The organism is Paenibacillus taihuensis, assembly GCF_003386535.1.
Classification (GTDB): Bacteria; Bacillota; Bacilli; order Paenibacillales; family Paenibacillaceae; genus Paenibacillus_Z; species Paenibacillus_Z taihuensis.
In genome coordinates this window covers 51,679-77,836 of sequence record NZ_QTTN01000027.1, presented here as the reverse complement: position 1 = coordinate 77,836, position 26,158 = coordinate 51,679, and the positions used below count along the sequence as shown (strand labels likewise).

23 protein-coding genes and 1 pseudogene are annotated in these 26,158 nt (G+C 46.8%); 23 read left to right on the top strand and 1 reads right to left on the bottom strand.

What is annotated here, in order from left to right; genetic code table 11:
* The first annotated feature begins 9 nt into the window (after window positions 1-9).
* The 13 genes and pseudogenes from A8990_RS20610 to A8990_RS20560 all read left to right on the top strand — a co-directional run bounded on the left by A8990_RS20610 (window position 10) and on the right by A8990_RS20560 (window position 15,517).
* Window positions 10-1,005, top strand: coding sequence for an ATP-binding protein (locus A8990_RS20610; protein ID WP_116190933.1), 996 nt, complete (start codon window positions 10-12; stop codon window positions 1,003-1,005).
* Between the two features lie 920 nt (window positions 1,006-1,925).
* Window positions 1,926-2,069, top strand: a complete 144-nt coding sequence (locus A8990_RS31295; RefSeq protein WP_147306841.1) for an RICIN domain-containing protein — start codon at window positions 1,926-1,928, stop codon at window positions 2,067-2,069.
* 232 nt (window positions 2,070-2,301) lie between these two features.
* Window positions 2,302-2,463: an SOS response-associated peptidase family protein gene (locus A8990_RS32515; RefSeq protein ID WP_116190941.1), complete on the top strand. Its 162-nt coding sequence runs from the start codon at window positions 2,302-2,304 to the stop codon at window positions 2,461-2,463.
* Window positions 2,460-2,525 (top strand): annotated as a pseudogene (locus tag A8990_RS32800) (hypothetical protein); the annotation flags it as partial. The gene A8990_RS32515 and the pseudogene A8990_RS32800, both read left to right, overlap by 4 nt.
* A gap of 68 nt (window positions 2,526-2,593) precedes the next feature.
* The gene (locus A8990_RS20600; protein WP_116190932.1) at window positions 2,594-4,531 is read left to right on the top strand and encodes a cache domain-containing sensor histidine kinase; all 1,938 of its coding nucleotides are present in this window, start codon (window positions 2,594-2,596) and stop codon (window positions 4,529-4,531) included.
* Window positions 4,506-6,173, top strand: coding sequence for a response regulator (locus A8990_RS20595; RefSeq protein WP_147306840.1), 1,668 nt, complete (start codon window positions 4,506-4,508; stop codon window positions 6,171-6,173). The genes A8990_RS20600 and A8990_RS20595 overlap by 26 nt, the downstream gene beginning before the upstream one ends.
* A gap of 98 nt (window positions 6,174-6,271) precedes the next feature.
* A complete protein-coding gene (locus A8990_RS20590; protein WP_116190930.1) occupies window positions 6,272-7,621 on the top strand; it encodes an ABC transporter substrate-binding protein in 1,350 nt (449 codons plus the stop codon).
* 166 nt (window positions 7,622-7,787) lie between these two features.
* A complete protein-coding gene (locus A8990_RS20585) occupies window positions 7,788-8,669 on the top strand; it encodes a carbohydrate ABC transporter permease (protein ID WP_116190929.1) in 882 nt (293 codons plus the stop codon).
* Window positions 8,670-8,687: 18 nt separating this feature from the next.
* Entirely contained in the window at window positions 8,688-9,518 is an 831-nt protein-coding gene (locus A8990_RS20580) for a carbohydrate ABC transporter permease (protein ID WP_245996125.1), read from the top strand.
* Between the two features lie 90 nt (window positions 9,519-9,608).
* A complete protein-coding gene (locus A8990_RS20575) occupies window positions 9,609-11,585 on the top strand; it encodes a beta-galactosidase (RefSeq protein ID WP_116190928.1) in 1,977 nt (658 codons plus the stop codon).
* Window positions 11,582-13,072: a glycerol kinase GlpK gene (gene glpK / locus A8990_RS20570; RefSeq protein WP_116190927.1), complete on the top strand. Its 1,491-nt coding sequence runs from the start codon at window positions 11,582-11,584 to the stop codon at window positions 13,070-13,072. The genes A8990_RS20575 and glpK overlap by 4 nt, the downstream gene beginning before the upstream one ends.
* 16 nt (window positions 13,073-13,088) lie before the next feature.
* Window positions 13,089-14,804, top strand: a complete 1,716-nt coding sequence (locus A8990_RS20565; protein WP_116190926.1) for a glycerol-3-phosphate dehydrogenase/oxidase — start codon at window positions 13,089-13,091, stop codon at window positions 14,802-14,804.
* Between the two features lie 524 nt (window positions 14,805-15,328).
* Window positions 15,329-15,517, top strand: coding sequence for a DUF1272 domain-containing protein (locus tag A8990_RS20560; RefSeq protein WP_116190925.1), 189 nt, complete (start codon window positions 15,329-15,331; stop codon window positions 15,515-15,517).
* Window positions 15,518-16,201: 684 nt separating this feature from the next.
* Here the strand turns inward: A8990_RS20560 and A8990_RS20555 are convergent.
* On the bottom strand, window positions 16,202-17,071 hold the full coding sequence (locus A8990_RS20555) for a DMT family transporter (RefSeq protein ID WP_116190924.1): 870 nt from the start codon (window positions 17,069-17,071) through the stop codon (window positions 16,202-16,204).
* A gap of 121 nt (window positions 17,072-17,192) precedes the next feature.
* On the opposite strand from A8990_RS20555, the gene A8990_RS20550 reads away from it, so the two are divergent.
* The 10 genes from A8990_RS20550 to A8990_RS20510 all read left to right on the top strand — a co-directional run bounded on the left by A8990_RS20550 (window position 17,193) and on the right by A8990_RS20510 (window position 26,005).
* On the top strand, window positions 17,193-18,089 hold the full coding sequence (locus A8990_RS20550; protein WP_116190923.1) for a LysR family transcriptional regulator: 897 nt from the start codon (window positions 17,193-17,195) through the stop codon (window positions 18,087-18,089).
* A gap of 304 nt (window positions 18,090-18,393) precedes the next feature.
* The gene (locus A8990_RS20545; protein ID WP_116190922.1) at window positions 18,394-19,074 is read left to right on the top strand and encodes a TIGR00266 family protein; all 681 of its coding nucleotides are present in this window, start codon (window positions 18,394-18,396) and stop codon (window positions 19,072-19,074) included.
* A 249-nt stretch (window positions 19,075-19,323) separates the two neighbouring features.
* Window positions 19,324-19,839, top strand: a complete 516-nt coding sequence (locus A8990_RS20540) for an RNA polymerase sigma factor (protein ID WP_116190921.1) — start codon at window positions 19,324-19,326, stop codon at window positions 19,837-19,839.
* The gene (locus tag A8990_RS20535; RefSeq protein WP_181909692.1) at window positions 19,826-21,142 is read left to right on the top strand and encodes a TolB family protein; all 1,317 of its coding nucleotides are present in this window, start codon (window positions 19,826-19,828) and stop codon (window positions 21,140-21,142) included. The genes A8990_RS20540 and A8990_RS20535 overlap by 14 nt, the downstream gene beginning before the upstream one ends.
* Window positions 21,143-21,154: 12 nt before the next feature.
* On the top strand, window positions 21,155-21,730 hold the full coding sequence (locus tag A8990_RS20530) for a hypothetical protein (protein WP_116190919.1): 576 nt from the start codon (window positions 21,155-21,157) through the stop codon (window positions 21,728-21,730).
* Window positions 21,731-22,341: 611 nt separating this feature from the next.
* Window positions 22,342-22,905, top strand: coding sequence for a DUF4372 domain-containing protein (locus A8990_RS32225; RefSeq protein WP_245996124.1), 564 nt, complete (start codon window positions 22,342-22,344; stop codon window positions 22,903-22,905).
* Entirely contained in the window at window positions 22,860-23,462 is a 603-nt protein-coding gene (locus A8990_RS32220) for an IS4 family transposase (RefSeq protein WP_245996123.1), read from the top strand. The genes A8990_RS32225 and A8990_RS32220 overlap by 46 nt, the downstream gene beginning before the upstream one ends.
* 726 nt (window positions 23,463-24,188) lie before the next feature.
* Entirely contained in the window at window positions 24,189-24,845 is a 657-nt protein-coding gene (locus tag A8990_RS20520) for a sigma-70 family RNA polymerase sigma factor (protein WP_116190918.1), read from the top strand.
* A gap of 307 nt (window positions 24,846-25,152) precedes the next feature.
* Entirely contained in the window at window positions 25,153-25,620 is a 468-nt protein-coding gene (locus A8990_RS20515) for a chemotaxis protein CheX (RefSeq protein WP_116190917.1), read from the top strand.
* Between the two features lie 22 nt (window positions 25,621-25,642).
* Window positions 25,643-26,005, top strand: a complete 363-nt coding sequence (locus A8990_RS20510; protein WP_116190916.1) for a response regulator — start codon at window positions 25,643-25,645, stop codon at window positions 26,003-26,005.
* Window positions 26,006-26,158: the final 153 nt, after the last annotated feature.

Below are 26,158 nucleotides of genomic sequence, written 5' to 3'. Positions count from 1 at the left end.
GGGATTTAAATGAGTATGGGACAAGTGAGAGAGGCCGAAAGGCCCTCAATACCGGAAGGTACACATCAACTGATACAAGACAAGTATTTGGTACCGACGAATGAGATAATGAGATTATATAGGAAGGTAGATGAATGGATAGAGGATAGATCCCCTGGGGGGATCATATTTGGACGTCAGAGACGAGGTAAGACACAAGCTATAAAATACATCGAGAAAAAACTGACTCTGCGATATGGAGATGAGCTACCCATCTTCGTTATCCCAGCTAAACATAAATTCACGGCTAACGAGGAGGTGTTCTATGAGTGGCTACTACTGTGGGTCGGTCATGCATTCCCATACGCTGGAAAGAAGAATCATAAATTCGATCGGTTAGCAAAATTTCTACTCGAGAAAGGCGAGAAGTCAAAATATAAGCAAATAGTTATGTTTATGGATGAGGCTCAGGCATTGCTCGAGCAACACTATAAATGGCTGATTGATTTATATAATTACTTAAACGCCTTTCAGATTAAGTTAATTATTCTATTGGTTGGTCAGCCGGAGCTTAAATTAACTAAATCATCATTTGTGACACAAGGGATGAATCATATCGTAGGTAGATTTATGATTAACGAGCATGAGTTGTTTGGAGCAAAAACTGTGACAGATTTCCAGGTTTGCCTTAAAGGCTACGATACGATTGAATATCCTGAAGGAAGCGGATGGTCATATACAAGATATTATTATCCTGAAGCGTATGCGGAAGGGAAGAGACTTGAACATTGTGCAAATGATCTCTTTGAAGCTTTTGCTCTTGTGAGACAGGAGAGGGGGTTTGGAGGGAAGATGGAGGTAGGAATGCAAGATCTAACTACTACCATAAAGTACGCACTTGCCAAATATGGCGCTGAGTCGAAAAAGAAAAATCATTGGATTGATCTTGCTACGTGGGTCGAGTGCGTGAAGAAGGCAGGATATGTTGATTCGGAGGTTTCTTTTAATGTTTCAAAGTTAGAATAATGATTGTAAGGTAGCTGTTTTTGTAGAGACGGTTGCCTTTTTACTTCAACGGTCAACTTGAATACCGACTATTCGTTTTAATAATCTATCAAAATATAAGAGTAGGATTAGGTGTGTTGCTAGTGATTTGTTGGGATGAAACATGGGTCAGCAAATACGAATCAGCATGGCCCATTTTCGAGAAAATAAAGTGTGCAAATGCATTCGACAACTCTGCTTTCTTCAAAGCTTTCGGTATTGAGCGAGTAGCACGATTACAATTCATTACTCAAAACCAGAAGCACCGTTGTCCATTATACTTGTACGGCATTGATAAGGCTAAGTTTAAACAATTTACTAATATAGATCTGCAAGTAAACATTGATTTAGTAGAAAGGTTGAGCTCCTTACTCAACAACCCAATACATTGGAAAGAGTTGGGTAAGACTACCGGCTTCAAGTCGCATTTTTCGTACTGCCAAGAATGTATGTCTAGGAATTACCATAGTATCTTAACGCAATTCCTACTTATACATGAATGTCCATTTCATCAAATCAATCTAGTCGAAAAATGTCCTGAATGCAAAGACTATATTAGTTATAGTTTAATGAGTAATTCAGGCTATGTATGTAGATGCGGTTATCGCATTTGTGAGAGCATAGACTCACCACCATGGCAATTATGGGGTGAAGAAAAGATTATCAAAGATCGAGTGGTATCATATTGGGCAGGTTAACAGCTATGCTTACATGGCGAACTATTGGATGATGGGTGCGTTCACGCGTTATATTAACAAGCAATGGGGAACGGTCCTGCAGAATACCTGGGGATACCTATAGTACGTTCTCCGACGCCTAAGTCATATTCAAGCAACGCCTTGCACAATACCGGTGACAGTTATAACGGCATTAGCAACGTTTACTATGAGGCATCAACGCCAGTGTCTTGGAATCTGAACGATCAGCTCTGGCAGATCACGAGTGCAGGTAATGGCTATTATAAGCTGATCAACAAGAAGTGGGGAATGCTGCTTCACAATACGGGCGGCCCACGTATATGGGGATTTCGGGAGCTTATTACGTAGCAGCAGCGACGCAGCCGTCTCTCGTTTCAGACGAACAATTGTGGACGTTTACACAGCAATAATAGCAAGCCGCGACGGCCAGGACTATTTAAGTTCTGGCCTACGTGATCATTTTCACGAGATGGTTCAAGGATTTATAAATGCCATAAGCGATGTGGCACTAAGTTCACCCATGGGATCTAGATGAAATCATCGAAATGTTCTCTATTGGTGAAGTGAACTACGATTACATATTGAGGGTAAGGCTGCGCCAACGCAAACCGTACCTTGCGTCGTTGAGCGTGAAGGGAAGCGGGTCCTGGAGAGTCTGCGTTGGGGATTAATCCCATTCTGGGCTAAAGACGCTAAGATCAGCTATAAGACGATCTGGTATAGTCCGTATAAGCAAATATAATTTCGATGGGATCGGGTGCAACAGCAGCGCTGGGCGCATTCGATTATCTGATCCGGAATTAATTGCGTCTTATACGTCATATAAGGCCGTCCCGTACCCCAGTAGGTGCGGGACGGTTTTTTTTGCTATAATGAGTCCTAACCTAGGCTGGAAGGACGGCGCTGCACCTGTGATCCTCGAATGGCTGTACCCCTATTGGCTGCGCAATCAAGTGATTCGCAACAAAATCATCGCCATATATATTCCGCTCATTATCGTGCCGCTGCTCGTGCTCGGCTTTGCTTCGAATCGAATTTATTCGAATGCGATCGTAGACAAGACGATCAGCAATGTAACGGACAATTCATCGCTCATCATCACACGTATTAATGGGATGCTCAAGAATGCGGAGAGCTGCGCAAACAGTTTGACGATCAACCTCAATCGCGTGATTCAAGACAACCATAACGGCGAGTTGAACGGCGAACGGAGCTTGCAGTTGTCGACGCTCATTACGAACCAGCTCAGCTTCGCGCTGCTTGTTTTCCCGGACGTTGAGAGTGCCGCATTCATTGATAATAATGGCAATATATACGGAACGTCCGCGAACATTGAAGCGAGCTTATCACCCGAGGTGGTGCTGCAAACGCCGATCATTCGCCAGATTGAACAAACAAGCGGCCAGAATATTTGGTTTCCGATGGAACGAAGGTCATATCTCACTGTGAATGGTGCTGCTCCTGTTCTGTCCCTTGGCAAACGCATCAACAATATTAATACTGGTCAAGAGCTTGGGCGGCTTGTCCTTAATATCAAAGAAAGTGCGCTGTCCTCCATCTTCGGCAAGATCGGCACTGGTGAGCAAGGCAGCTACATGCTTACGGATCCTTCTGGGATGGTGGTTTCGACGCCGGACGCGACAAAGCTGCTGAAGCCGATTGAAGATACGGTTCTTCGGGATTGGGTGCAAACGGCGAAGGATCAATCCGTTATTGGCCGTTTTCAGAGCAGCAAACAGCTGGTGGTTAGCTCAGAGATGGATAAGTTCGGATGGAAGATGATCTCCATGGAGCCTTACACGAAGCTAACCGAGGATAGCCGCAAGATTACGATGCTGATCGCCTTCATCGGCTTGTTATGTTTCTTGTTCGCGCTGATGGGTGCGGGCATTCTAAACAGGCTGATCGCAAGACCGATCGTATTGCTAACCAAGAATATGAAGCTCGTGAAAGAAGGAAACCTAAGCCTCCGCCTTCCGGTTCGGACCAATGATGAGCTTGGGCTGCTCGCTTCCGGTTTCAATACGATGATCGCGCGTATCAATCAATTGCTCGACAATGTACGGTTTGAACAGAAGAAGAAACGCGAATATGAACTGGCTCTCATTCAATCCCAGATTAAGCCGCACTTTCTATATAACACGCTTGATGTCATCTACACCTTGGCGGAGTTTGGCCGGGTTAAGGATGTGCAGCGCACAACCAAGTCACTCGCCGATTATTACCGTATCGTCCTGAGTAAGGGGCGTGAGGCAATTGTTCTGCAGGACGAGCTTCAGGGACTGCGGGATTATCTCGGCATTCAGCGGCTTCGCTATGCGGATATTTTCGATTATCAGATTGACGTTCAGCCGGATGTCATGAGCTGTACCGTGCTTAAGCTGACGCTGCAGCCGCTTGTCGAGAATGCGATTTATCACGGGCTCAAGACGAAGGGAAGCTTCGGACATCTGTGGGTGAGCGGATGCAGAGAAGGCGACTATCTGGAGCTTCGCGTACGAGACGACGGTGTTGGAATCCCTCCTGAACGGCTGCCGCTGCTGCTTAAGCCAGGAGGGCTTGATGAAGAAGCTCATATAGGCGCGGTATCTGCGGCTGGAAACTCAGGCAGCTCATTCGGACTGCGAAGTGTGGACAGCCGAATTAAGCTTTATTTTGGCGAAGAATATGGATTAACCATCAATAGCGAGCTTGGAGCAGGCACGGAGATTTTCGTGCGACTCCCCCTTGCGTTCGGCGGCATGCTGAACGAGCCCGATCCTGCCCGGGTTACGGAGGGACGAAGTGAGAAACGAGAAGGAGTCGAATGATATGCTTCAAGTATTAATTGCAGACGACGAATGGATGTTTCGCGAATACCTTCGAACGGCACTAGATTGGGAGCTGTATGGCTTTCGCATTTGCGGCGAGGCCAAGAACGGAGAAGAGGCGCTGGAGCTCGCTAAGGCTGCGCCTCCGGACATCGCTTTGCTAGATATTACGATGCCGTTTATGGATGGCTTGGAGCTGGCAGATCGTCTCAAGAAGCTATACCCGGACATCAGTATTGTGCTAATAACGGGCCATAATGAATTTGATTATGCGCGTCGTGCACTGAAGATTGGCGTCGAGGACTATATCTTAAAACCGTTCTCCAAGGACGAGCTGATGCTCACGATGCTGAAGCTGCAGGAGGAGCACTTGAAACAGCGAGAGGAGCAGTCCACGCTGCAGCATCATCTGCAGCTCATGCGGGAGAGCGTGCTGTTGCGACTGGTGAATGGGGAGCTGACGGAGCGGAACGAAGGATTACGCGAGCTGCTCGCCTCCTACCAGCTGACCCTTGATGCTCCGGTCTATGCGGTGGCAGTCATTGAGATCGATGATATGAACCGCAAGTGGAGCGAGGTCAGCGAACGATTGCTTTGGAAATACGCGGTCACGAACATCCTGACAGAGGCGATGGAGGAATCCGGAGGCGAGCCGATCATCTTTAACGGGCCAGAGGGCAGAATTATCTGTCTCTACGGTATGTCTGATACGGGTGTCAAAGCCGTGGATGCGGGAGCGAGCGCTTTACCTCGACTGGAACCGTTCGAGAAGCTGTGCATGCTCATTAAACGTTACTTGCATTTCTCCATCACCATTGGCGTTGGGGGTATCTATGACAGAAGCGTAACAGGAATCCGCAGCTCTTACTACGAGTCGCTGACTGCGCTTCAGAACAAGTTCGTGCTTGGCAGCGACCGAGTCATTGCCTACGGGGAACAGATGTCGGCTGCCGGATCGGGCGGTGCTCAATATCCGCCAGAGCTTGGCGATGAGCTTCAGCTGTTGCTGCGGGCTCAGGATGACGAGCGCATGAATGCGAAGCTAAGCGAGCTGTTCCAGCATATCCGGGAGCAGAAGCTGTCTATTGACTACACTTATGTTATCTGTATGAGTCTCGTATCCATCTGTCTTGGTTACGTGACGGAAGCAGGGCATCCGATCGAGGATTGCTTCGGCGAGCATTTCTTCCCTTACAAAGAAATCCGCAGCCTAACGTCCATCGACGAGGTGGAAACCTGGATGAAAGCCTTGTTCGCCAAAGCGGTGCAGTATGCGCGGCGCTACAAGAAAACAAGATCCTCAATCATTGCGCAATCCGCGAAAGCCTTCATCGAAGAGCGGTACAGTGACCCTGACCTGGGCGTCGATCTTGTGGCGCAGCAGTCGTACATTAACGCCAGTTATTTGCGGGCTGTATTCAAGAAAGAGATGGGCATGACCGTTACGGACTATATAACGCATATCCGAATGAATCGGGCCAAAGAGCTGCTCGGTGAGGGGAACCGCAAGCTGGCCGATATAGCGGAAGCGATCGGCTACAGCGATGGCAGTTATTTCAGCAAAAGCTTCAAGAAATTCTTCGGCTGGTCGCCTAGCGAGTACGAAAATCACATCAAAACAAACGAAACGATGCGCGGATAGTACAAAACGCCATCGTTTTTTCCATTATCGGGACGCGGGATGCATTTTATAATGAGGAACGTAAAGCACACCAACAGCACAAGGGGAGGTCATTCACCATGAGAAAATGGACGCTAGCGCTCATTTCAGCAACAATGGTGATGGGTCTGGCAGCATGTGGATCCAGCAACGACAATAAAGAGCAGAATTCAGCAAACACAGGTAACCAAGCGGCAGGCAACAACGCGGCAGCTGCTAACGCTGGAGATTCAACGAACTCGAGCAGCACAGAGTCGGTTAAGCTTCGGATCTATGCGCAATACGCAGACGAAGATACGAAAGGCCCTTACGACTATGCGGTTGCAGAGCTTAAGAAAGCAATGCCGAACGTAGAGCTGGAGCTGGATGTGCAAGCACAGGATGATGGCCAGAAGCTGAAGACGTATGCGGCTACAGGCAATCTTCCGGATATTTTCCAAGCAGGACTTGATATCATCAGCACGTTTAAGAAATCGGGCAACATCCTTGAACTTGATAAATACGCAGACGACTTCAAAGCGAAGATTCAGCCAAGCGCAATGAATACGCTTGTGACGGATGATGGTCACATCTACGCGTTCCCTTACGCGGGCAACGAAGTCGCGATGCTGTTCTATAACAAAGAGCTGTTCGCAGCGAATAACGTCAAAGTACCGACAACGTACGATGAAATGATGGCTGCTGTAAATGCGTTCAATGCGAAGGGCATTACGCCGCTTGCATTGTTTGCAAAAGAAAAATGGCCAACGGTTGCGCTGTACGACATGTTCGCATCCCGTAACGATCCAGCGGGTATCACGAAGTTGGACAAGGGCGAGGCGAAAGCAAGCGATCCTGAGTACAAAACAGCTGCGGAAGAAATCGTGAAATTGGTTAAAGCAGGCATGCTGCCAAAAGGCGCAACGAACTTGAACTACGACCAAGCAGCGGCGCTGTTCCACGAAGGCAAAGCAGCGATGTTCCTGAATGGCCAATGGGAAATCGACGCTTCGACGAAAGCGCTTGGCGAAAAGCTCGGCTACATGTACGTGCCGGCGGCGGATGCAGCGGCATACGAAAGCTCGAAGCTGACTTTCAGCGGCGGCGGCGGCCCTGGCGGCTATGCAGTTAACCCGCAAACGAAGGACCCTGAGCTGGCGGCGAAAGTAGCAGCATTCATCTCCTTGAAATATGCGGAGTTCAAGTTTACGCAACGCGGCACGCCGATGGTAGCGACGAAGGTCGATGCGCCTGTCGTGAACAAGTTCCCGCCGGTTATGGAACAACTGAGCAAGGATATTCCGAGCATGAAGACGACTGCCTTCTCATGGGGTCTGAGCAATCCGAAATTCAAAGCAGCGATCGAAGATGCTGCGCAAAGCTTGATGACAGGCGGATACTCGCCGGATGACTTCGTCAGCGATGTAGATGCTGCAATTTCGTCGAAGTAATCGACGCGTTTAACGAATCGTGAGTAGTATTGGAAAACTCATGCCGGCTTCACGACGGTGTGAGTTTTCCTCCTTTATGAGCGCTTAACTGGCAGCAAGTAAACATAAGCAAGCGGATATTCGTATGCAAATAGGCAAGATCTTAATATGCGAAGGAAGTGACGACATGCGAAAATACTTGGGCAATAAGACGGCAATTCTACTGTTCATCTTGCCGGCCCTTCTCTTATATACGGTTGTCGTATTTTACCCGGTCGTTCAAGTGTTCTATCGGAGCTTGTTTGATTGGGACGGGTTGTCCGAGGCGAAATTCATTGCCCTGGATAACTATAAACGGTTATTCCATGACCATGTCTTCTTCACCTCGCTCTACAATAGCGCGGTGTTTGCGGTCATCATTGCCATCGTTCAGATTACGATCGGCACGCTGCTGGCATTCGCTGTTTCTGAAGCAGCGATGCGCGGTCGCAAGTTCGTGCGTATCACTGTATTCATTCCGGTTGTATTGTCCATTACGGTCGTCTGCCAGCTCTGGCTGGCTATGTATAACGGCGAATACGGTCTCATTAACAAACTATTCGAAGCTGTCGGCTTATCCTATCGTCAAGACTGGCTGACTGATCGACATACGGCTATCTTCGCACTGGCGGCGGTTAATGCTTGGCAGTACATGGGTTACCACTTCGCCTTGCTGCTTGCCGGTGTCAAATCGATCCCTGAGAGCTACATGGAAGCAGCACGTATCGATGGAGCAAGCAAAATGAAAGCGCACCTTCGTATCACGATGCCGATGCTCGCGGAGACCTACAAATTCTGTCTGATCCTGGCCTTCACGGGCGGCTTGAACGCATTCGCGAACATGTACATTATGACAAGCGGCGGCCCAGGAACGACAACCTACACACTGACTTATATGATGTTCCGTTCGGCTTTCCGTGTCGGTGAATTCGGTTACGGCAGCGCTTCTGCAGCCTTCCTTGTCATCGAATGCTTGATCGTCACGCTCATCATCAACAAGCTGATCGCGCGCGATCCGATTGTCTACTAGGAAAGGAGCAGATGACTCGTGAAGACATTAAGAATGAAATATCCCATCTCGAATATCCTCATCTGGCTGTACGCGCTGCTCTCCGTCTATCCGCTATTCTGGATGATCGCGTACTCGCTTAAGAATAACGACGAAATCTTCGTTACGAACCCGTTCGGCTTTCCGACGCACTTCCGTTTCGATAATTACAAGACGGCATGGACGAGCTTCAATGTGCCGCAGTATTTTACGAACAGCGTTATCGTATCCGTAGTTACGGTTATATTCAGCCTCACCTTCGCAGTCTTGTTCGCCTATGCGGTTGCGCGAATGAAGTGGCGGCTAAGCGGCGCGGCCCGCATCTACATGACGATCGGTATGTTTGTACCAGTTCAGGTTATCATGATCCCGCTCGCGATTCTGATGCGCGACTTCCATCTGGCTAACTCGTATTTGACGCTAATTGTGCCTTATATCGCGTTTAACCTTTCTTTCGCGACGCTTGTTTTCTACGGTTTCTTCCGCAGCGTTCCGGTTGATCTTGAGGAAGCGGCTTGCATCGATGGCGCATCCATCTATCGGACGTTCTTCAGCGTTATGCTGCCGATCATTCGCCCGTCCATCGCGACGATGATTATCTTCGTATTCCTCGCGGCGTGGAACGAGTTCCCGATTGCGATGATGCTCATTTCCAAAGAATCGCTCAAGACGCTTCCGCTGGGACTTCTGTTCTTCCAAGGGCAGTTCACGACGGATTGGGGCGCAATGGGTGCAGCAATGACGATTGCCAGCTTGCCTACGCTGCTGCTCTACATGCTCTTTAGCGAGCAGGTTGAGAACGCATTGACGGTTGGTTCCGCAGTGAAATAAATAGGATGGCGATCTTCATTCGTTTATGAATATCGCCTATTTTTTTTAGATTTGGGAGAAAAGGACATCAGGGCAGGAGCGTGGAGCAACATGTATTTAGGCGTCGATTATTATCCCGAGTATTGGCCGATTGAGCTGCTCGATGAAGATATTGACGGTATCGTAGGTTTGGGCGCGAATATGGTTCGGATCGGGGAATTCTCTTGGCACAAAATGGAGCCGCAGGAGGGGCAGTTCGATTTCTCGTTCTTCGACCATGCGGTGAAGCGGATTACGGAAAAAGGACTGTCGATCATGTTCGGGACGCCTACGGCAACGTTTCCGGCATGGCTGGCGAAGAAGCATCCCGACATTCTGTCAGTAGATGCTGACGGGCTAGTTCGTGCGTTCGGGGGTCGCAGGCAATATTGCTATAACTCGAGCATCTATCAACGGTATGCAGGGGAGATTACACGCCGGTTGGTAGAGCATTACGCGAATGAAACGGCTATTGTGTCCTGGCAGCTCGATAACGAGTTCGGTCACGAGGGCAGCGACATGTGCTATTGCCAGACTTGCGGCGCGGCGTTTCAACAGTTTCTTAAGCTTAAGTATGAAGGCGACATCGCGCTGCTCAATGAGACGTACGGGACGATCTTCTGGGGGCAAACCTATAATGATTTCAATGAAATTCCGATGCCCCTGCGCACGATAACGACACATAACCCTGCGCTGCAGCTCGACTGGGCGCGGTTTCGTTCGTGGTCTGTGAACATGTTCGCAGCACGGATGGCTGCTATCGTTCGCGAGGCGAAAGGCGATCATCAGACAGTGACGCATAACCTGCCGGGCGGCTTCTTCCAGAAGTGGTACGACCATGCGGAGACGGCACAGCTGCTCGACTTCGTATCGTATGATAACTACCCGGTATGGGGCGGACTTGCGGAGCCGATTACGCCTGCTGCCATTGCGATGGGGCATGATTTCATCCGCGGCTTGAAGGGGCAGAATTTCTGGATCGTTGAGGAGCTGATGGGGGCGCAAGGCCACGATGTCATCGGTTATCTGCCGCGGCCGGGACAAGCTAAGATGTGGTCGATGCAGGCATTCGCCCATGGATGCACGGATATGCTGTACTTCAGCTGGCGGGCGATGACGCGCGGAGCGGAGCAGTTCTGCATGGGCATTGTTGACCATGACAACCGGCGGGGGGCCAAGTACGAGGAAGTCCGCCATGTATTCGAGACGATCAAGCCCCATGGCGAGGCGTTGGCGGCTCCGATTGTCGCCGATATTGCCGTGCTGTACGACTATGACAATGTCTGGTCGTGGAGGTTCCAGCGGCAAAGCGAAGGGTTTGATTTTACAGCAGAATTGCTGAGACTGTATACGCCGTTTCATACGAACAACTGCCGAATTGACGTCATTCCGGCGTATGATGCTGCCCGGGATTGGTCCGGCTACAAAGTGCTGCTCGTGCCTGCGCTGCAGATCGTAGATGAAGCGCTTAGCAAACGGCTTGCGGCATTCGCGGCCGAAGGTGGAACGGTTGTATTCGCCTTCCGTACGGGTATCCGTGATCGGAACAATAATATTCATTTTGGGATTGAAGTACCGGGTTATGCGGCAGAAATGGCCGGTGTTGTTATTCATGGATCCGAGGCGCTGCCTAACGGACGCCATGTGCCGGTTGTTGCTGTGAACGCGTCAAGTAAGAGCGATTCCTCCATGCATGCAACCTGTGAAGTATGGCGTGATATGCTGACCCCGACAACTGCGGAGACGTTGTACCGTTATGACGACAACAATTTCCCGCTGCCTGCGCTGACGCGTAATCGTTATGGAAAGGGCTCGGTTTATTATATCGGCGGAGGCATCGGTGAGAATGTCATGGATGAGCTGGCGAGTTCCATTATCTCGAGCGAGGGCATCTGGCATGTAGAAAGCGAGAAAGGCGTCGAGGTTGTCGTTCGTGAGGATGGAGAAGGCGTACAGCGCTGGTTTATTATGAACCATACAGGTGAAACGCGAGAGTTCCAAGGTAAGACGCTCGCTCCATATGCGAGCTTCGTGAGGGTTAGGCGATGACTGTAGGTACCTATATGCTGGCACTTGACCAGGGGACGACAAGTACAAGGGCACTGCTTGTTGACCATTCGGGAAGCATTGTGGCAATTGCGAGAGAAGATTTGGCACTGTCCTATCCGCAGCCCGGCTGGGTCGAGGCGGATGCTGCTCAAATCTGGACGTCTGCAACCCATGTGATCAGGAACGTGTTGAAAGAACATGGAATAAGCAGTGAGCAGGTGGCCGGGATTGGCATTACGAACCAACGGGAGACGACTGTAGTATGGAATCGTCATACAGGCGAGCCTATTCATCCCGCTGTCGTCTGGCAATCCCGTCAATCGGCTGATGTGTGTGAACGGTTGAGATCACTCGGCTATGCAGAAGGTATTCGTGAACGGACAGGGCTGTTAATCGATCCGTATTTCTCTGGCACAAAGGTTGCGTGGCTATTGGAGCATGTAGCAGGTGCGCGGGAGTTGGCAGAAGCCGGGGATCTACTGTTTGGCACGATAGATACATGGTTGATTTGGCAGCTGACCGGCGGGCAATTGCACGTGACTGATGTTTCGAATGCCTCGCGGACACTGATGTTAAATATTCATGAACGGCAGTGGGATGAGCAGCTGCTGGAGATGCTTGGTGTTCCGGCATCGATGCTGCCTGAAGTTCGTGCGACTTCAGAAGTTTACGGGTATACGCAGCCCGAGCTATTCGGCGGACCGATGGCGATTGCCAGTGCCGTCGGAGATCAGCAGGCAGCGCTGTTCGGGCAAGCCTGCTTCCGTGAAGGGGAAGCCAAGAATACGTACGGAACCGGCTGTTTCATGCTGATGAATACCGGGCAGCATGCCAAGCGATCCATCAATGGACTGCTAACGACGATCGCCTGGGAGATCGAAGGGCAGCTGGAATATGCGCTTGAAGGCAGCGTCTTCGTTGCCGGCGCGGCGATTCAGTGGCTGCGAGACGGGCTTCAGATGATTGGCTCCGCATCGGAGTCTGAGGAAATCGCAGCTCAGACCGAGAGCTCGGAAGGCGTGTATGTCGTGCCAGCCTTTGTCGGACTCGGAACACCGTATTGGATGAGCTATGTTCGCGGCGCTATGTTTGGAATAACGCGCGGTACGACGAAGTCGCATATTGTGCGGGCTGTGCTCGAATCATTAGCCTATCAGACACGAGATGTGCTATCGGTAATGGAAGCAGATTCGGGTATTACGGTGCATCGCTTGGCGGTTGACGGCGGCGCGGTTAGCAATGATCTGCTCATGCAGTTCCAGAGCGATGTGCTTGGCGTACCTGTTGAACGGCCAGACGAGCGGGAGGCGACCGCTCTAGGCGCTGCTTTCCTGGCCGGATTGGCTGTAGGCTTCTGGAAGGATAAAGCGGCCATTCGTTCCATGCGCCATGTTGAGCGCAAATTCGAGCCGACCATGACGGAGGATGTACGAAGCGAATTATATGCAGGCTGGCAAAAAGCAGTTCGGGCCGCGATGGCATTTTAACGGAGGGGGTTGCAGCATGAGTTTAACACAAATAAGAACGCGCGAGTTCTCGGCAGAGGCGCGCTCGGCGTTGCTTGCAGAGATGGAACAGGAGCCGCTTGACCTCCTGATTATCGGCGGCGGAATCACGGGGGCAGGCATCGCATTGGATGCGGCCTCGCGCGGATTGCGTACAGGACAAGTAGAGATGCAGGATTTCGCGGCGGGAACGTCCAGCCGTTCGACCAAGCTCGTTCACGGCGGGCTGCGCTACTTGAAGCAGTTCGAGATCGGCGTCGTAGCAGAGGTCGGCAAGGAGCGGGCGATTGTTTATGAGAACGGGCCGCATGTAACAACGCCGGAATGGATGCTGCTGCCGATGTACAAGGGTGGTACGTTTGGTCCCTTGTCCACGAGCATCGGTCTTCGCGTGTATGACTTTCTAGCCGGCGTGAAACGCGGCGAGCGCAGGAAGATGCTTAGCGATGCGGAAACCTTAGCCAAGGAACCGCTCCTGAAGAAAAAGGGTTTAAGAGGCGGCGGCTATTATGTGGAGTATCGGACGGACGACGCCCGCCTCACGATAGAAGTCATGAAGCAGGCGGCAGCGGAAGGTGCATTAGCGGTCAATTATGCGAAGGTGGAGACGCTTCGTTATGATAAAGAAGGCAAGCTGATTGGCGCAGTGGTGCATGATCGGGTTAGTGGTCGCAACTACGAATTAACCGCAACGAAGGTCGTCAATGCAACCGGACCTTGGGTGGATGATGTGCGCGAGATGGATCAATCCAAGGAAGGCAAGACGCTTCGGCTGACCAAAGGCGTTCATCTGGTGTTTGACGGCGGCCGCTTCCCGCTGCGGCAAGCCATTTACTTCGATACGCCGGATGGACGGATGGTATTCGCGATTCCGCGTGAAGGTAAGACTTATTTCGGGACGACGGACACGAATTATACTAGCGATACAGCGAACCCTCGCGTTACGGAGGAGGATCGCGATTATTTGCTGCGCGCAGTTAACCTCATGTTCCCGGAGTTGTCACTCCGCGCCGATGACGTAGAATCGAGCTGGGCGGGACTTCGCCCGCTCATTCAACAGGAAGGGAAATCACCTTCGGAAATCTCTCGCCGCGACGAAATCTTCGTCTCTCGTTCGGGTTTGATCTCCATCGCCGGAGGCAAGTTAACCGGTTACCGCAAGATGGCGGAGACCGTCGTAGACAAAGCGGTGGAGCTGATGCGCGCTGAGGGTGAGGGCAAAGCACAGGGAATCGGCAGCAGCCGGACGCAGGATATGAAGATCTCAGGCGGCGATGTCGGCGGCTCGGCGAACTTCCAAGCTTTTGTCAATGTTCAGACGACTTTGGGAATGCTTAGAGATGGACTATCAGAATCCGATGCGCGATTCATTGCAGAGAGATACGGCTCGAACGCGGAGCATCTATTCGCGTTGGCAAAGGAAACGCAAGCATGGGCAGATGCACATGGGTTGCCGCTGTCGTTAGCTATTCAGCTCCGATATGCGATCGACTCAGAGATGACCGTCCGTCCGGTCGACTTCTTCATCCGCCGTACGGGTAATTTGTTCTTCCGCATCGCAGATGTTCGTCGGTGGAAACGGGGGGTCATTGCAGCTATGGCTGAGCGACTTGGCTGGAGTGAGGAGCGGCAATTGGGGTATGCCGCTGAGCTTGATGAAGAGCTGCGGCATGCTTCGGAAGTAAGAGCAGTTGTAGGAAGCGCAACTCATTAACGAAATCGGAAATAACGAAATCCATTTAGGCAGCTGCAGCATGGCGTGATTGGGCGAGCATATCACTGCCCTTGGGTGCCGTGCTGCGGCGGTTTTTTACTTTGCGATGACTGTATTGTATTATATTTCCCTTTCTACGATCCGACTCAGATCCTGATCCTTGCGCTCTGCTGAGCAGCCAATTGAAAGCACATGATTCTAATTTAGGGGGCGTTTATTAACTCTGGATTCAGTCGGGCCCTCCACTTGAAAGTAAATGCCCTCCAACTTATCTCCTTGGTTTAGCACGACCTCGTTTTTCTCATAGTTACGCAGCTGAAACTGTTTTGTTATAATGAGAAAAACTGAGGGAGGAATCAAAAATGAAATTCGTATTCGACTTGGATGGGACGAACTGCTTCCTTCCGTTAGTTACGCTGCACTCAGCTTCTGATGATATTGTGCCTTTTGTAAGCTTGTTCAAGTTTCAAGAGTGTTAACTGTCGGAAAGATCAAATTGAAGAGGATTAAAGGAGAAAGCCATAATGGCCCTGGAGATGAGAAATCGCTGTGAGAAGTGTTCAAAGGAACTTCATTATCACTCAATTGCATATATTTGCACACATGAATGTACTTTTTGTGAGGCGTGTACAGAGAGTATGAATCATGTATGTCCGAATTGTGGAGGAGAATTGGTGCGGAGACCAAAGAAAGTGGGACAGCTATCAAGTTAACAACGCAGATTTATGCACAATTACGGGGAGAACGACGGAGAAAACTATGCAGGCATTACTTTTAGGGGGTTGAGCCCCCAATTCAACAAAAAAGCATCATTCCTATTATGAGGACTGCATTCCTATGTATTATGAAAGAAATACGAGGTCACGTACTACGACAAGAAAAGACAAGAGGGCAAGCCCTACAAGGTGACGGTGATTGCTTACTCCAACAAGCTGTTGTATCACATTTACGCCATCTTAAAGAAGGGATTGCCCTAAAACGCATAATCCATATTTAACCAACACCCTCCGCGCTAATGTTTTTGAGTGTTTACTTGAATGGAATAATTCCATTTCACGAAGTCGTGTATGGCTTTTTCAAAATTTCATTCTCCTGCTCGAGATCACGGAGTCGTCTCTGGAGATCACGCATAGCTTTGTCACTAGACTTTAGCTGTACCATTATTGCATGGGAACGAATTAGTACCATCTGCATTAAACTTAGCTGCCTATCGGTACAAGGTATTCTTCATGTATGGCCACCGTCTTCGCTTCATCTTGGATAAGTCGTATGGTGAGCAATATAAAATCTCAGTCCTATTTGTTCATCACGTTGAACACCTCGATTAAGAATGCATTATTGTCGCACAATTAGTTCGATGTGGCTAATTAAAGTCTAGAATCAAAGTTAATCAGAATTTAATTAGAACTTTGTTTTTGCGTGACTTTCCAATTGACTAAAAATACCCCAGTTCCAATAAAAACTCCCCCAAGCCCCACATACCATTTCAGTTGTTCGCCAAGCAATAACCAACTGGAGATTACGCCAAAGAACGGAGCAAGGAATAGGAAAGAGCTGGTTTTTCCTGGATCGCCTTTTTGAAGTAAATAGAACCAGACAGAAAATTGGACAATTGAACACAGGATAACTAGAAACAAAAGAATAAAAACGGAATTTAGTGAAAAAATAAAATATGAATGCTCTAGGAGTAAACTTAAGATAATTAGTACGATTCCACCTGAAAGCATTTGATATGCTGTCAGAACTTGCATTTCAAATACCTGACCCCATCTCTTAACAAGTATAGTTGACAATGCAAAACAAACTGCCCCCATGAAACCAATTATTGTGCCTGTCGAAATATTCATGTTAAAACCGAAAGTAAGGAAGACCCCAACAAAACCGAAGCATACTCCTATCCATACCTGAAACCGGTAATGATTCCCTAAAAGTATGGTGCTTAAAATGATAACTAGGAGTGGGCTCATAAAGGTTAGAATTGCTGACTCACTAGAGCTAATCCACTGCATGCTATAATACACACAACCCATGACTCCAGCAGATTGGAGCAATCCTATAATAAACACTTGTATCCACTGTTTTAGGCTTTTAGGCAATGGTTTTCTTTTTACAATCAACGCAAGTATACCGCCAGCCATTATATAACGGATACCCATTAGAAAAAATGGGGGGGCGTACAAAAGGCCTAATTTTCCAATTGGGAACGCAATGCCCATTAACATTGTTGCCAAAAGGACTAATCCTAAATATTGAAAATTATTCTTCATGGTTGTCTCCTCCGATTGTCTGATGTCTCTATTAATATTGTAATGAGATTCTGTTTTTATGTATAATGATTGTTAACTATAGTTCATATCATAAATAATGATATCAACGGGGGGATCATTGTTGGATAGTTCTGACTTACGTATATTTCGAATAGTTGCTCGAGAGGGCTCAATCACACAAGCTGCTGCACGGCTCGGTTTTGTACAATCAAATGTTACTGCCCGAATCAAACGGTTAGAATCTGAACTTGGGACTACACTCTTCTTTAGGCACAACAGAGGCATGAAGCTTACTTCCACTGGCAAAATCCTTCTTTCATATGCAGATAGAATTGTTGGTCTGCTGGAAGAAGCAACCCAAGCACTTTCCGCTACCCTTGAACCCATCGGTCCTCTTATGATTGGCTCTTCGCAGACAATTGCCTCGATCCACTTACCTAAATTGTTTACTTCGTTTTACAAACAATACCCGGGTGTCATCTTGTCTGTTACGACAGGGGATACACAAACATTAATAAAAAAAGTCCTAGACTATGATCTTGATGGAGCCTTCATAAGTCATCTTTGTGTTCATCCCGATCTTCAATCAATTCCGTGCTTCAACGATGAATTAGTCATTGTTGCGGCAGAAGGAAATTTCGATATAGAAGAAATTACCACAAGACCGATTCTGGTACTGGATATGAATTGTATATACAAAGAAATCATGGAACAGTGGATGCGTGATAAAACCCAAACAAGACCACACTTTATTGTGATGGGGACTGTTGAAGCAATCATTGGCGGAGTGGAAGCTGGGCTAGGAATCTCACTTTTACCTAAAATAATCATAAAGAAAAATGAAAATAGCAGAAAAATGCATATCTTTGCTCTTGATTCCTTAAACTATAATCTTACAACAGAGTTCATAATCCGTCGAGACTCTTTTGTTAGCAGTACTTTGAGTGCTTTTCTTGATTACATCAAATGTGTTTTAGAAATTGATAATTCTCCTGCAATTCCAAAAAATCAAGGGTAGACGTAGAAGGGACGAACCTGTATATCCCGGGATGAGTGTTGCCCCCTTCTTTGAAACGGTAATGAACCCCCTTACCTTTATAGATTGGTGGTGGTGCAAGCTTTTTTTGAATATTTTTCTGGTTGGCATTCCGCCACACACTTTTGAACATCTTTATGTAAACAGGCACAAGTTATTTACCAAATGAAGATAATAGCATATAATTGTGCATGCTAGAGGGTTAATCTGTTGCTTGTGATTAATAGTAATACAATTCGTCAGGCTAGGTATGAAGGGTTTAAATGAGAAGGAGAAATAGCTTAACGTGAAGTATGAGATCTTATATGGCAATACGTTCCCTCTTGTAAAAGTAAAGTTGGAAAGAGACGAAGCGATAAAAGCTGAAATGAATGCGATGATCTCAATGAGTCCCAAAGTTGAGTTAAAAGGTACTTTGGACGGGGGAATACTTCGTGGTTTTGGCCGTCTACTGAGTGGGGAAAAATTCTTTTTCCAGGAGTTGCTTGCTAGTGAATGCCAGGGAGAAGTACTCCTTGCCCCAAATTCTGTTGGTGATGTTCAAGCAGTTGAACTTGATGGCTCGTATACACTTTTGGTCCAAAAGAATGGGTTCCTGGCTGCAACCATGGGAATTAAAGTATCAACAAAAATTCAAAATATTTCTAAGTCTCTTTTTTCAGGTGAAGGTTTCTTTATCCTTGAGGTAAGTGGCAAAGGGACGGTATTCATTTCTTCCTTTGGAGCAATCCACGCCATCAGTCTTTCTGATCATGAAGAAGTTGTTATTGATAGTCAGCATCTTGTCGCATGGCCTAGTTATATGAATTATAAAGTCGAGAAAGCTTCAAAAGGATGGTTTTCTACCTTTACTTCTGGTGAGTTAGCCGTTTGCCGATTTAAAGGGAAAGGCACTGTATTAATTCAGACTCGCAATGGAAAAGGTTTCGGAAGCTGGGTACAACAATTCATACCAAGAGGTAACTAGAAAAGCGTAAGCGTATAGCCCACTCCTTAAAGGTGTGGGCTATTTGACGCTTACAAAATAAATATTTCTTGCATCCTCTACACGTACAGCTGATAGTTATCATTGGAAGCAGCATTCCAAAGCAAGTTACGAACTATATGGCTCATTGACTTCACTTGTAAAAAGTTGATTTTTTACCTAGCAAGTAACGAATCCTCATATCTTTCGTTATTAACGGTAGAGCCGGCTCTTATTTACGGAGGTACATGAATGGATTGGGAAAAGCTATGGAAAGATCATTGGAAGGAGCTATACAATTTTATTTATTTTAAAATGAGTAGTGGAAGGCAGGAAGCGGAGGATCTAACACAAGAGACTTTCATCCGTCTTATGCGGAGCAAACGAAACTACGAATCGTCGAACGTTGTCGCGGTGCTTAAGCGAACAGCTCTACGGCTTATCATTGATCGTTGGCGTAAAATGAGGAAGCAAGGGCAATCCTTACCTATTTTTGAAGAGATTCTCGCAGACAAAGGAATGTATGACCCAGAGCAAATGGTTATCCGTGATGAGCTAATTCGTCAAGCTTTAAAAGCTTTGAACGATGAGCAGCGTATGATTGTTGTTCTGCGCGTTATCCAGGGCTACTCAGTCAAAGAAACGGCGGAGATAACCGGAAAGGCAGAATCATCTGTAAAAACCATGCAATTTAGAGCCATACGCATGATTCAGAAGAAGCTCGGCATTAACAATGAGGAAGGAGAACCAGGCCATGGGACTGAATAGGGAAGAAGTTCTATCACGTTTGATTGATCATTTAGAGAATGGATCGGACAAAAGGGAAGAGTTCGAGATGAATCCGGAGCTTGAGGCGATGATTGAAACCGTGAGGAAATTGAGAGGAGCAGCTCGCATTTATCAAGAGCCTTCAAATGAATTTGCCTATAAGGGCTGGGAGCAGATCACCTATGCTACCAAAGGGAATAAGGTGAAGGCGAGGCTATTCTTACTCAAACGTTTCAGTTGGATAACGGCTGCCGCCGCGCTGCTCCTGGTAATAGGGTTAATCTTTACACCTATCTTGGGGCGGTCTGACGTCAATGCTTCGGAACTTAGCGTTAGTAGTCAAGGACAACTCCTTAGTCTTGGTGTTAAACAAGCAATGTCGCCCAGATATGCAGGCAGTGATCAAAATATTAGCTACGGGGTAGAAGATGAAATTTTTTTATGGGATCGTACATCGGGTCAGTCGATGAAACTTTCTCTGTCTTTCCCTTATATGAGGGATGCGGCATGGTCTCCGGACGGCAAAATGATAGCATTTTCAGGTTACAATCAAGCATTACGTAGAACCTCCGTACCAGGGATTTGGGTTGTTAACCGTAATGGATCTGGGTCAAGGTTAGTGGCTCTTCCTTCAAACGCCGACACTGCATTTGAAGCTCCAGTATGGTCACCGGATGGAAAGCGGATTGCATTTACAGCTGTTCGCGCGCGATTATCTGATGAGACAGGTGTTATGTACGAACGAACTATACACATCGTAAATACAGACGGTACGGAGTTAGGAGTCAGTACGAAGGGGAGCCAGCCTACTTGGTCCCCAGATGGGAAGAAGATTAGCTACACCTTGGATGAAGGCTCTGTTTCGCCGCAAATCTGGATCATGAATCTGTCCGATCATACGCAAAGAAAGCTGGTGGATGGACAAATGCCCGCATGGTCACCGGCAGGACCATTCGTTGCTTATGTGAAGACACGAGTGGAACATCAAGTACTGAACAAGAAGCAAGAGCGTGCTGCTTATTCAGCTGAATTTCAATATCAAGAGCTTTGGGCGATTAATATCGAGAGCGGAACTGAAACCCAACTGACACACAGTGCATATCCCGTTAGGTTAATGAAAGAGCTTCTCACTGAAGCAGACAGCCGAGAGGATCTTCATGCTGCATTTGCCGTAAGCGGAGAGACCTCGGATGGGCACCCGGCTTGGTCTCCGAATGGTAAGAATTTGGTATTTACACGGAATGTCAATGAAGAATCCGGTATTCATTTCTCATTGCAAGAGTTAACAATCGATTATCATTAGGAGTTGGATCCATTGAAACTAAAATACTTGTTCGGCTTAAGTCTAGGTCTGGCTGTCGTTATATTTGCAACAAGTTGTTCATCAGCTCAAGAGATACAGGAGAATCAAAGAAATCAGGAGATGAAAGCAGACAGGTCCGTTAATTCAGGATTGGCTCTAAATTTAAAAGATGCCTCCAAGGCGGCTGATGAAGAGAAGACAGCCGAAGTAAGTGCGCTTCATCTGGTCATACAAATTCCGTCGGAATGGACGCTGCAAAGTGGCGAAGAGTCTTTTAGCTTCCAGAAAGATGAGGTGCCTGTCGGAGGGTTAGATGGACTGGGGTATAACGATTCGAAATCCATTGACTCGTTACTTCCCAACGGGGCAATTGTCAATAAGAAGGAATCATTGAATGGCTTCCCTGTTCCAACGGTACGTGCGCATTTGAAGATCGAGGCTAGTGGAAATGAAGGAGAGAGAGAAGAAATCCATTATTATTATTTCTTGAAGGAATCGCAGGTAATATACGATCTCCGGTTCGATGCCAAACAGATAACTTTAGATGACTCCGAGAAGATTGCAAAAACTGCGAAAGCAATCCATTAATTAAGTAATCTTAAAATGGGACGAAGCTGATAATACCATGCTTCGTCCTGTTTTCGTCTAGGGAAAGCTACAATTACGAGCAGAAAACATAAACAATCACTATGCATAATCTGGCTTGTTTAGCTTGCCGAATAAAAGTAGATTTATTAAAAAATATGATTGACTGGAATCCGTACACTGCTTGTTTTGCTTGCAAATATCGAGAATAGGGTCCTTCTGCGTTTGAAGAGAAATGGGGGGAGGGGAGAGGCGAGGCGAGACGAGACGTTCATTTCTTCTCAGCTTTGTCATGCCGCCGCCTTTGGTCGCGGCACTATTGGTGTGCATGGTACAGCCTCAACGAAGATGAATAAATTAAATCGAGAACAAAGTGACTTCCGCTATTGCTGAAGAAGATCACAACTTGTAACGTGTGTGTACCCCGTTGCCAATAAATTCAATTATTTATACCAGCTCACTGGCGTTGCATTAATGTATATGTAATTTTCACAATTTTCAATATTTATGCCGAATGAGCATAAAAAAATCCTTTAGAACGGAATGGAAGGTAGACCTGTCCAAATCCACTAAAAAGGATCATCGCATGGACAAGAATACGCTATTTTCATCGTTTGGTAAATGGCTTTCGCCAATATGTACAAAAACGTGTCACAGATCAAATTGCACAATCGGGCCAAGACAAATGCGTCAAGAAACTGACAACGACAGCGTACTTCAAGCTGTTCTTACATGCGCAATTACACAATTGTGATGGCCTTCGTGACATCGCCAATCATATGCTGAGCCGTGCTTTTCAGAAGGAACTTGGATTATCCTCTATTTCTGCGTCGCAGCTGAGTCGTAAGCATAATCAAGTGGACTCGGAACTCCTTAAACAAGTTTTCGAGCGCTTGGTGAAGCAAATGCTGATGCGACATGCGCCTGCCAACCATCGTAAAAACATGAAGATCATCGATTCGAGTACCGTCTCCCTTTGCTTGAACACCTACAAGTGGGCGGCGTTTCGCAAGTCAAAGGCCGGAATTAAGCTGCTTTTGCGACTCGCTTTCGTCGGTGAAAACGAGGTCCTACCCGAGAGAGCGACAATTACAGAAGCAAAGAAGAACGATCGGGCACAAATGGATGGCTCATGGATGAACCTGGTGCAACGTACATATTTGACCGCGGTTATGTGAATTACGATGCGTTTGATCGGTATTGCAAGGATGGAATTTTCTTTGTGACGCGGCTGAAAAATAACGCGGTCATCGAACCGCTAATGTCGAATGCGATTCCGCCAGACAGCAAGATTTTGGCTGATGAGATTGTGCGAATTGGATCACCGCAGAAGCGCGTTAAACATGAGCTTCGCATGATTCAAACTGAGGATTCGGAAGGTAACCTACTCTTTTTGGTGACCAACCGATTCGATCTGACAGGCGACGAAATCGGTGAAATGTACCGCAATCGCTGGGCCATTGAGACATTCTTCAAATGGATGAAACAGCATCTTCGGATAAAGCGGTTCTATGGCACGAGTGAGCGAGCTGTACACAACCAAATCTGGATTGCGCTCATCGCCTTTTGCTTGCATGTGCTTGTCAAACTTGAGACGAAGGTTGACCACAGCCTACTTGAGATTTCACGTTGGCTGCACAAGTTGCTGTGGCAACCATATGCGGAGTGGCTTGCACGGATGAAACGAAGGCCGAGCAGAACTTCAGCCGGACGAAGACCAAGAGCAACCTCATAAGGTTGCGCGATCCGATACCAAGCTTACACACGTGAACAGGAATACATAAAATTTCCAAATGGACGAAGCTACCTCTAAGAGCCGATCGACTGTTTGGATTTCAGACGCAGAGCCATGTTCTTAATATTCTGACTAATTACTAGCGGAGAGTTTATGCAACGCTAGTGATACCAGCTATAATTTGAGTCTTATTGTATTGGATTAGTTTCAGAAAAAGTAAAGTCATTGAACAAAATTATAATTCACCAATGATAGATAGTGGAGTAAAGCGGTTAAAAGTTAATTCTCATTCTTGCTTGAAATGATTTAGTTAGAAATGCGTCTACGTTGTTAGAACGCGGTAAGAACCTCCACCTAAAATGAAACTCGAATAGGGAATGTTTTAGTCGTTGCATTAGAGCACATACAAGAGTACGAAGAACATGCAAGAAATTACTTTTAGCGCTTAGTCCAAGAGCATCTTGATGGAGTTGATGGAGCTGTAATCTAGTACTTTTATAAGAAGTCTTGTATAGCTGTGGTCTGAGAACTGTCATAAACTGTGAACGCTTTGCACTATTTCTATACACTGCGCAGGAGTTAGCAACCATACATACATGGTGATTTTTATGATAAAAAAGGGACTGATCTATCTCATGACATGACCTTGTCGTCGTATGACACTTTATCAAATGTGTCTCAACTTCACATCTTGGAAAGAATATATTCAACAGGTGGTAATATTACATGAGTATGTTACTTGGAAAAAAGAATGATCAGGCACCAAAAGAGAGCAATGACCAGGAAATGAATAGAATCCAGACCCTGGTTAAAAGTTTCAAAGAAGGCAATGAGGATGCCTTTAACACCCTTCTAGAAATAAACCTCCGCCATATCAAATCGATTGCAAAACAATATTTCGCACCAAGTTTAACCCAGCGCGACTTAATCCAAGAGGGGTCTCTCGGACTTTACAAAGCCCTAACTCTTTACGACTTTGAGCGGAAAGTCCCTTTTATTGTTTATGCTAAACTGCATGTGAAAACTGCAATAATCAACGCCGTGAAACGGGAAACACGAAAGAAACAGCAGATACTTTCTACCTGCAATTCCCTAGATGAACCATGTTTAAATGCTTGTTTCTATACATCGTATTATGATGTAACTCCATCTAAAGACAAAACGCCTGAAGATATCATACTACAGGAAATAGAAAATCAAGAGGTACGAGTTCAGTTTCAAGCCTTCTTCCGTCGACTAACTTCTCTTGAAAAGGGTGTATTTCTGGGATTATCGTGTGAAAATCTATCGTACAAAGAAATCGCTCTTCAGTTGGAAATTTCACTGAGAGCAGTCGACAACGCAAGAACACGTATCAAGAAAAAGTTGGCGGTTCTATTTTAATCATTACCTTTAATCCATATATATTCGTACTTTCCACGAATATACATTGGATTACATACAAATAAGCGATTCTCAGTCTCCAATGAAGTGATTAGTTAGAATACGTGGGTCTAGTTGTTAGAACACGGTAAGAGCCTCAATTTAAAATGGAACTCCAATAGGGATTGTCTCCTCGCTGATCTCAATCCTGCAAAGCAAATTCATACCAATTGAGAAAGCAGGATTTCCTGACCTGCGGAAATCCAGAAATTACAGCACACGAGGAAAAAATATCTTAGAAACTAAGACTTAATTCAGGGAGAACGACATGCTTAATGAATATGACGTAATATCCAAGGTTGGACAGAATGTATTAGCTGGGTACCTTGGCTTGATTGTTGAGACATCTGAGTTGCAGCAAGGGGCTAATAGCATTGAGAGTAATGGCGTTGGTGTAGCTCTCCAAATTATTGGGCAGATGGAAGGGCAGTTTATTAGTACGATGAGTACGGCTACTGTTAAGGAATTGGTTAGTCGTATGATGGGGGGCTATGAAGTTCAACAACTTGATGAAATGTGTTGGAGCGCATTTCAAGAGTTTGGAAACTGGTTTGTTAGCGGAATTGCTACTGAATTAGCATCCCAAGGAATTCAAGTTAATATTACTCAGCCTCTTCTTCATGAGGGGGACGTTACGTATCATTCCATCAACAATTACACAGTTGTAACAATGACATCTGAGATAGGCAAAATTGATGTGTACATGCAGCTAGAAGAGGCGCAAACAACTAAATAAAACAGAATGGGAAGTGTCTTGAATGGCAAAAATTATGGTTGTTGATGACGCGGCTTTTATGAGAAAGATGATAAAAGAAATTTTAACGGAGGGAGGGCATGAAGTGGTAGCTGAAGCAGCTAACGGTGAAGAAGCTATCTCCTTTTATAAATCTTGCAATCCTGATCTCATTACAATGGATATTACAATGCCGGAGATGGATGGTATAGCAGCGGTCAAAGCCATTAAACAATTGAATTCAGAGGTTAAAGTGATTATGTGCTCAGCAATGGGGCAGCAAGGCATGGTTTTAGATGCAATTACAGCAGGGGCGAAGGATTTTGTTGTGAAGCCCTTTCAAAAAGACCGGGTGTTAGAAGCTGTCAGAAAGGTGCTCTCGGCTTAATAAAATAATCCTTGGGAGAGCTAGATGTATAGTAAGATTTGTCTACGTTGCGGTAGCATTATTATAGTATGGTAGTTCTCTTGAACATGTCGCACACTTTGCTGCAGATTTCAATTGCGTTTATTGTGGGATTTCATTTTATTACTTGACGGC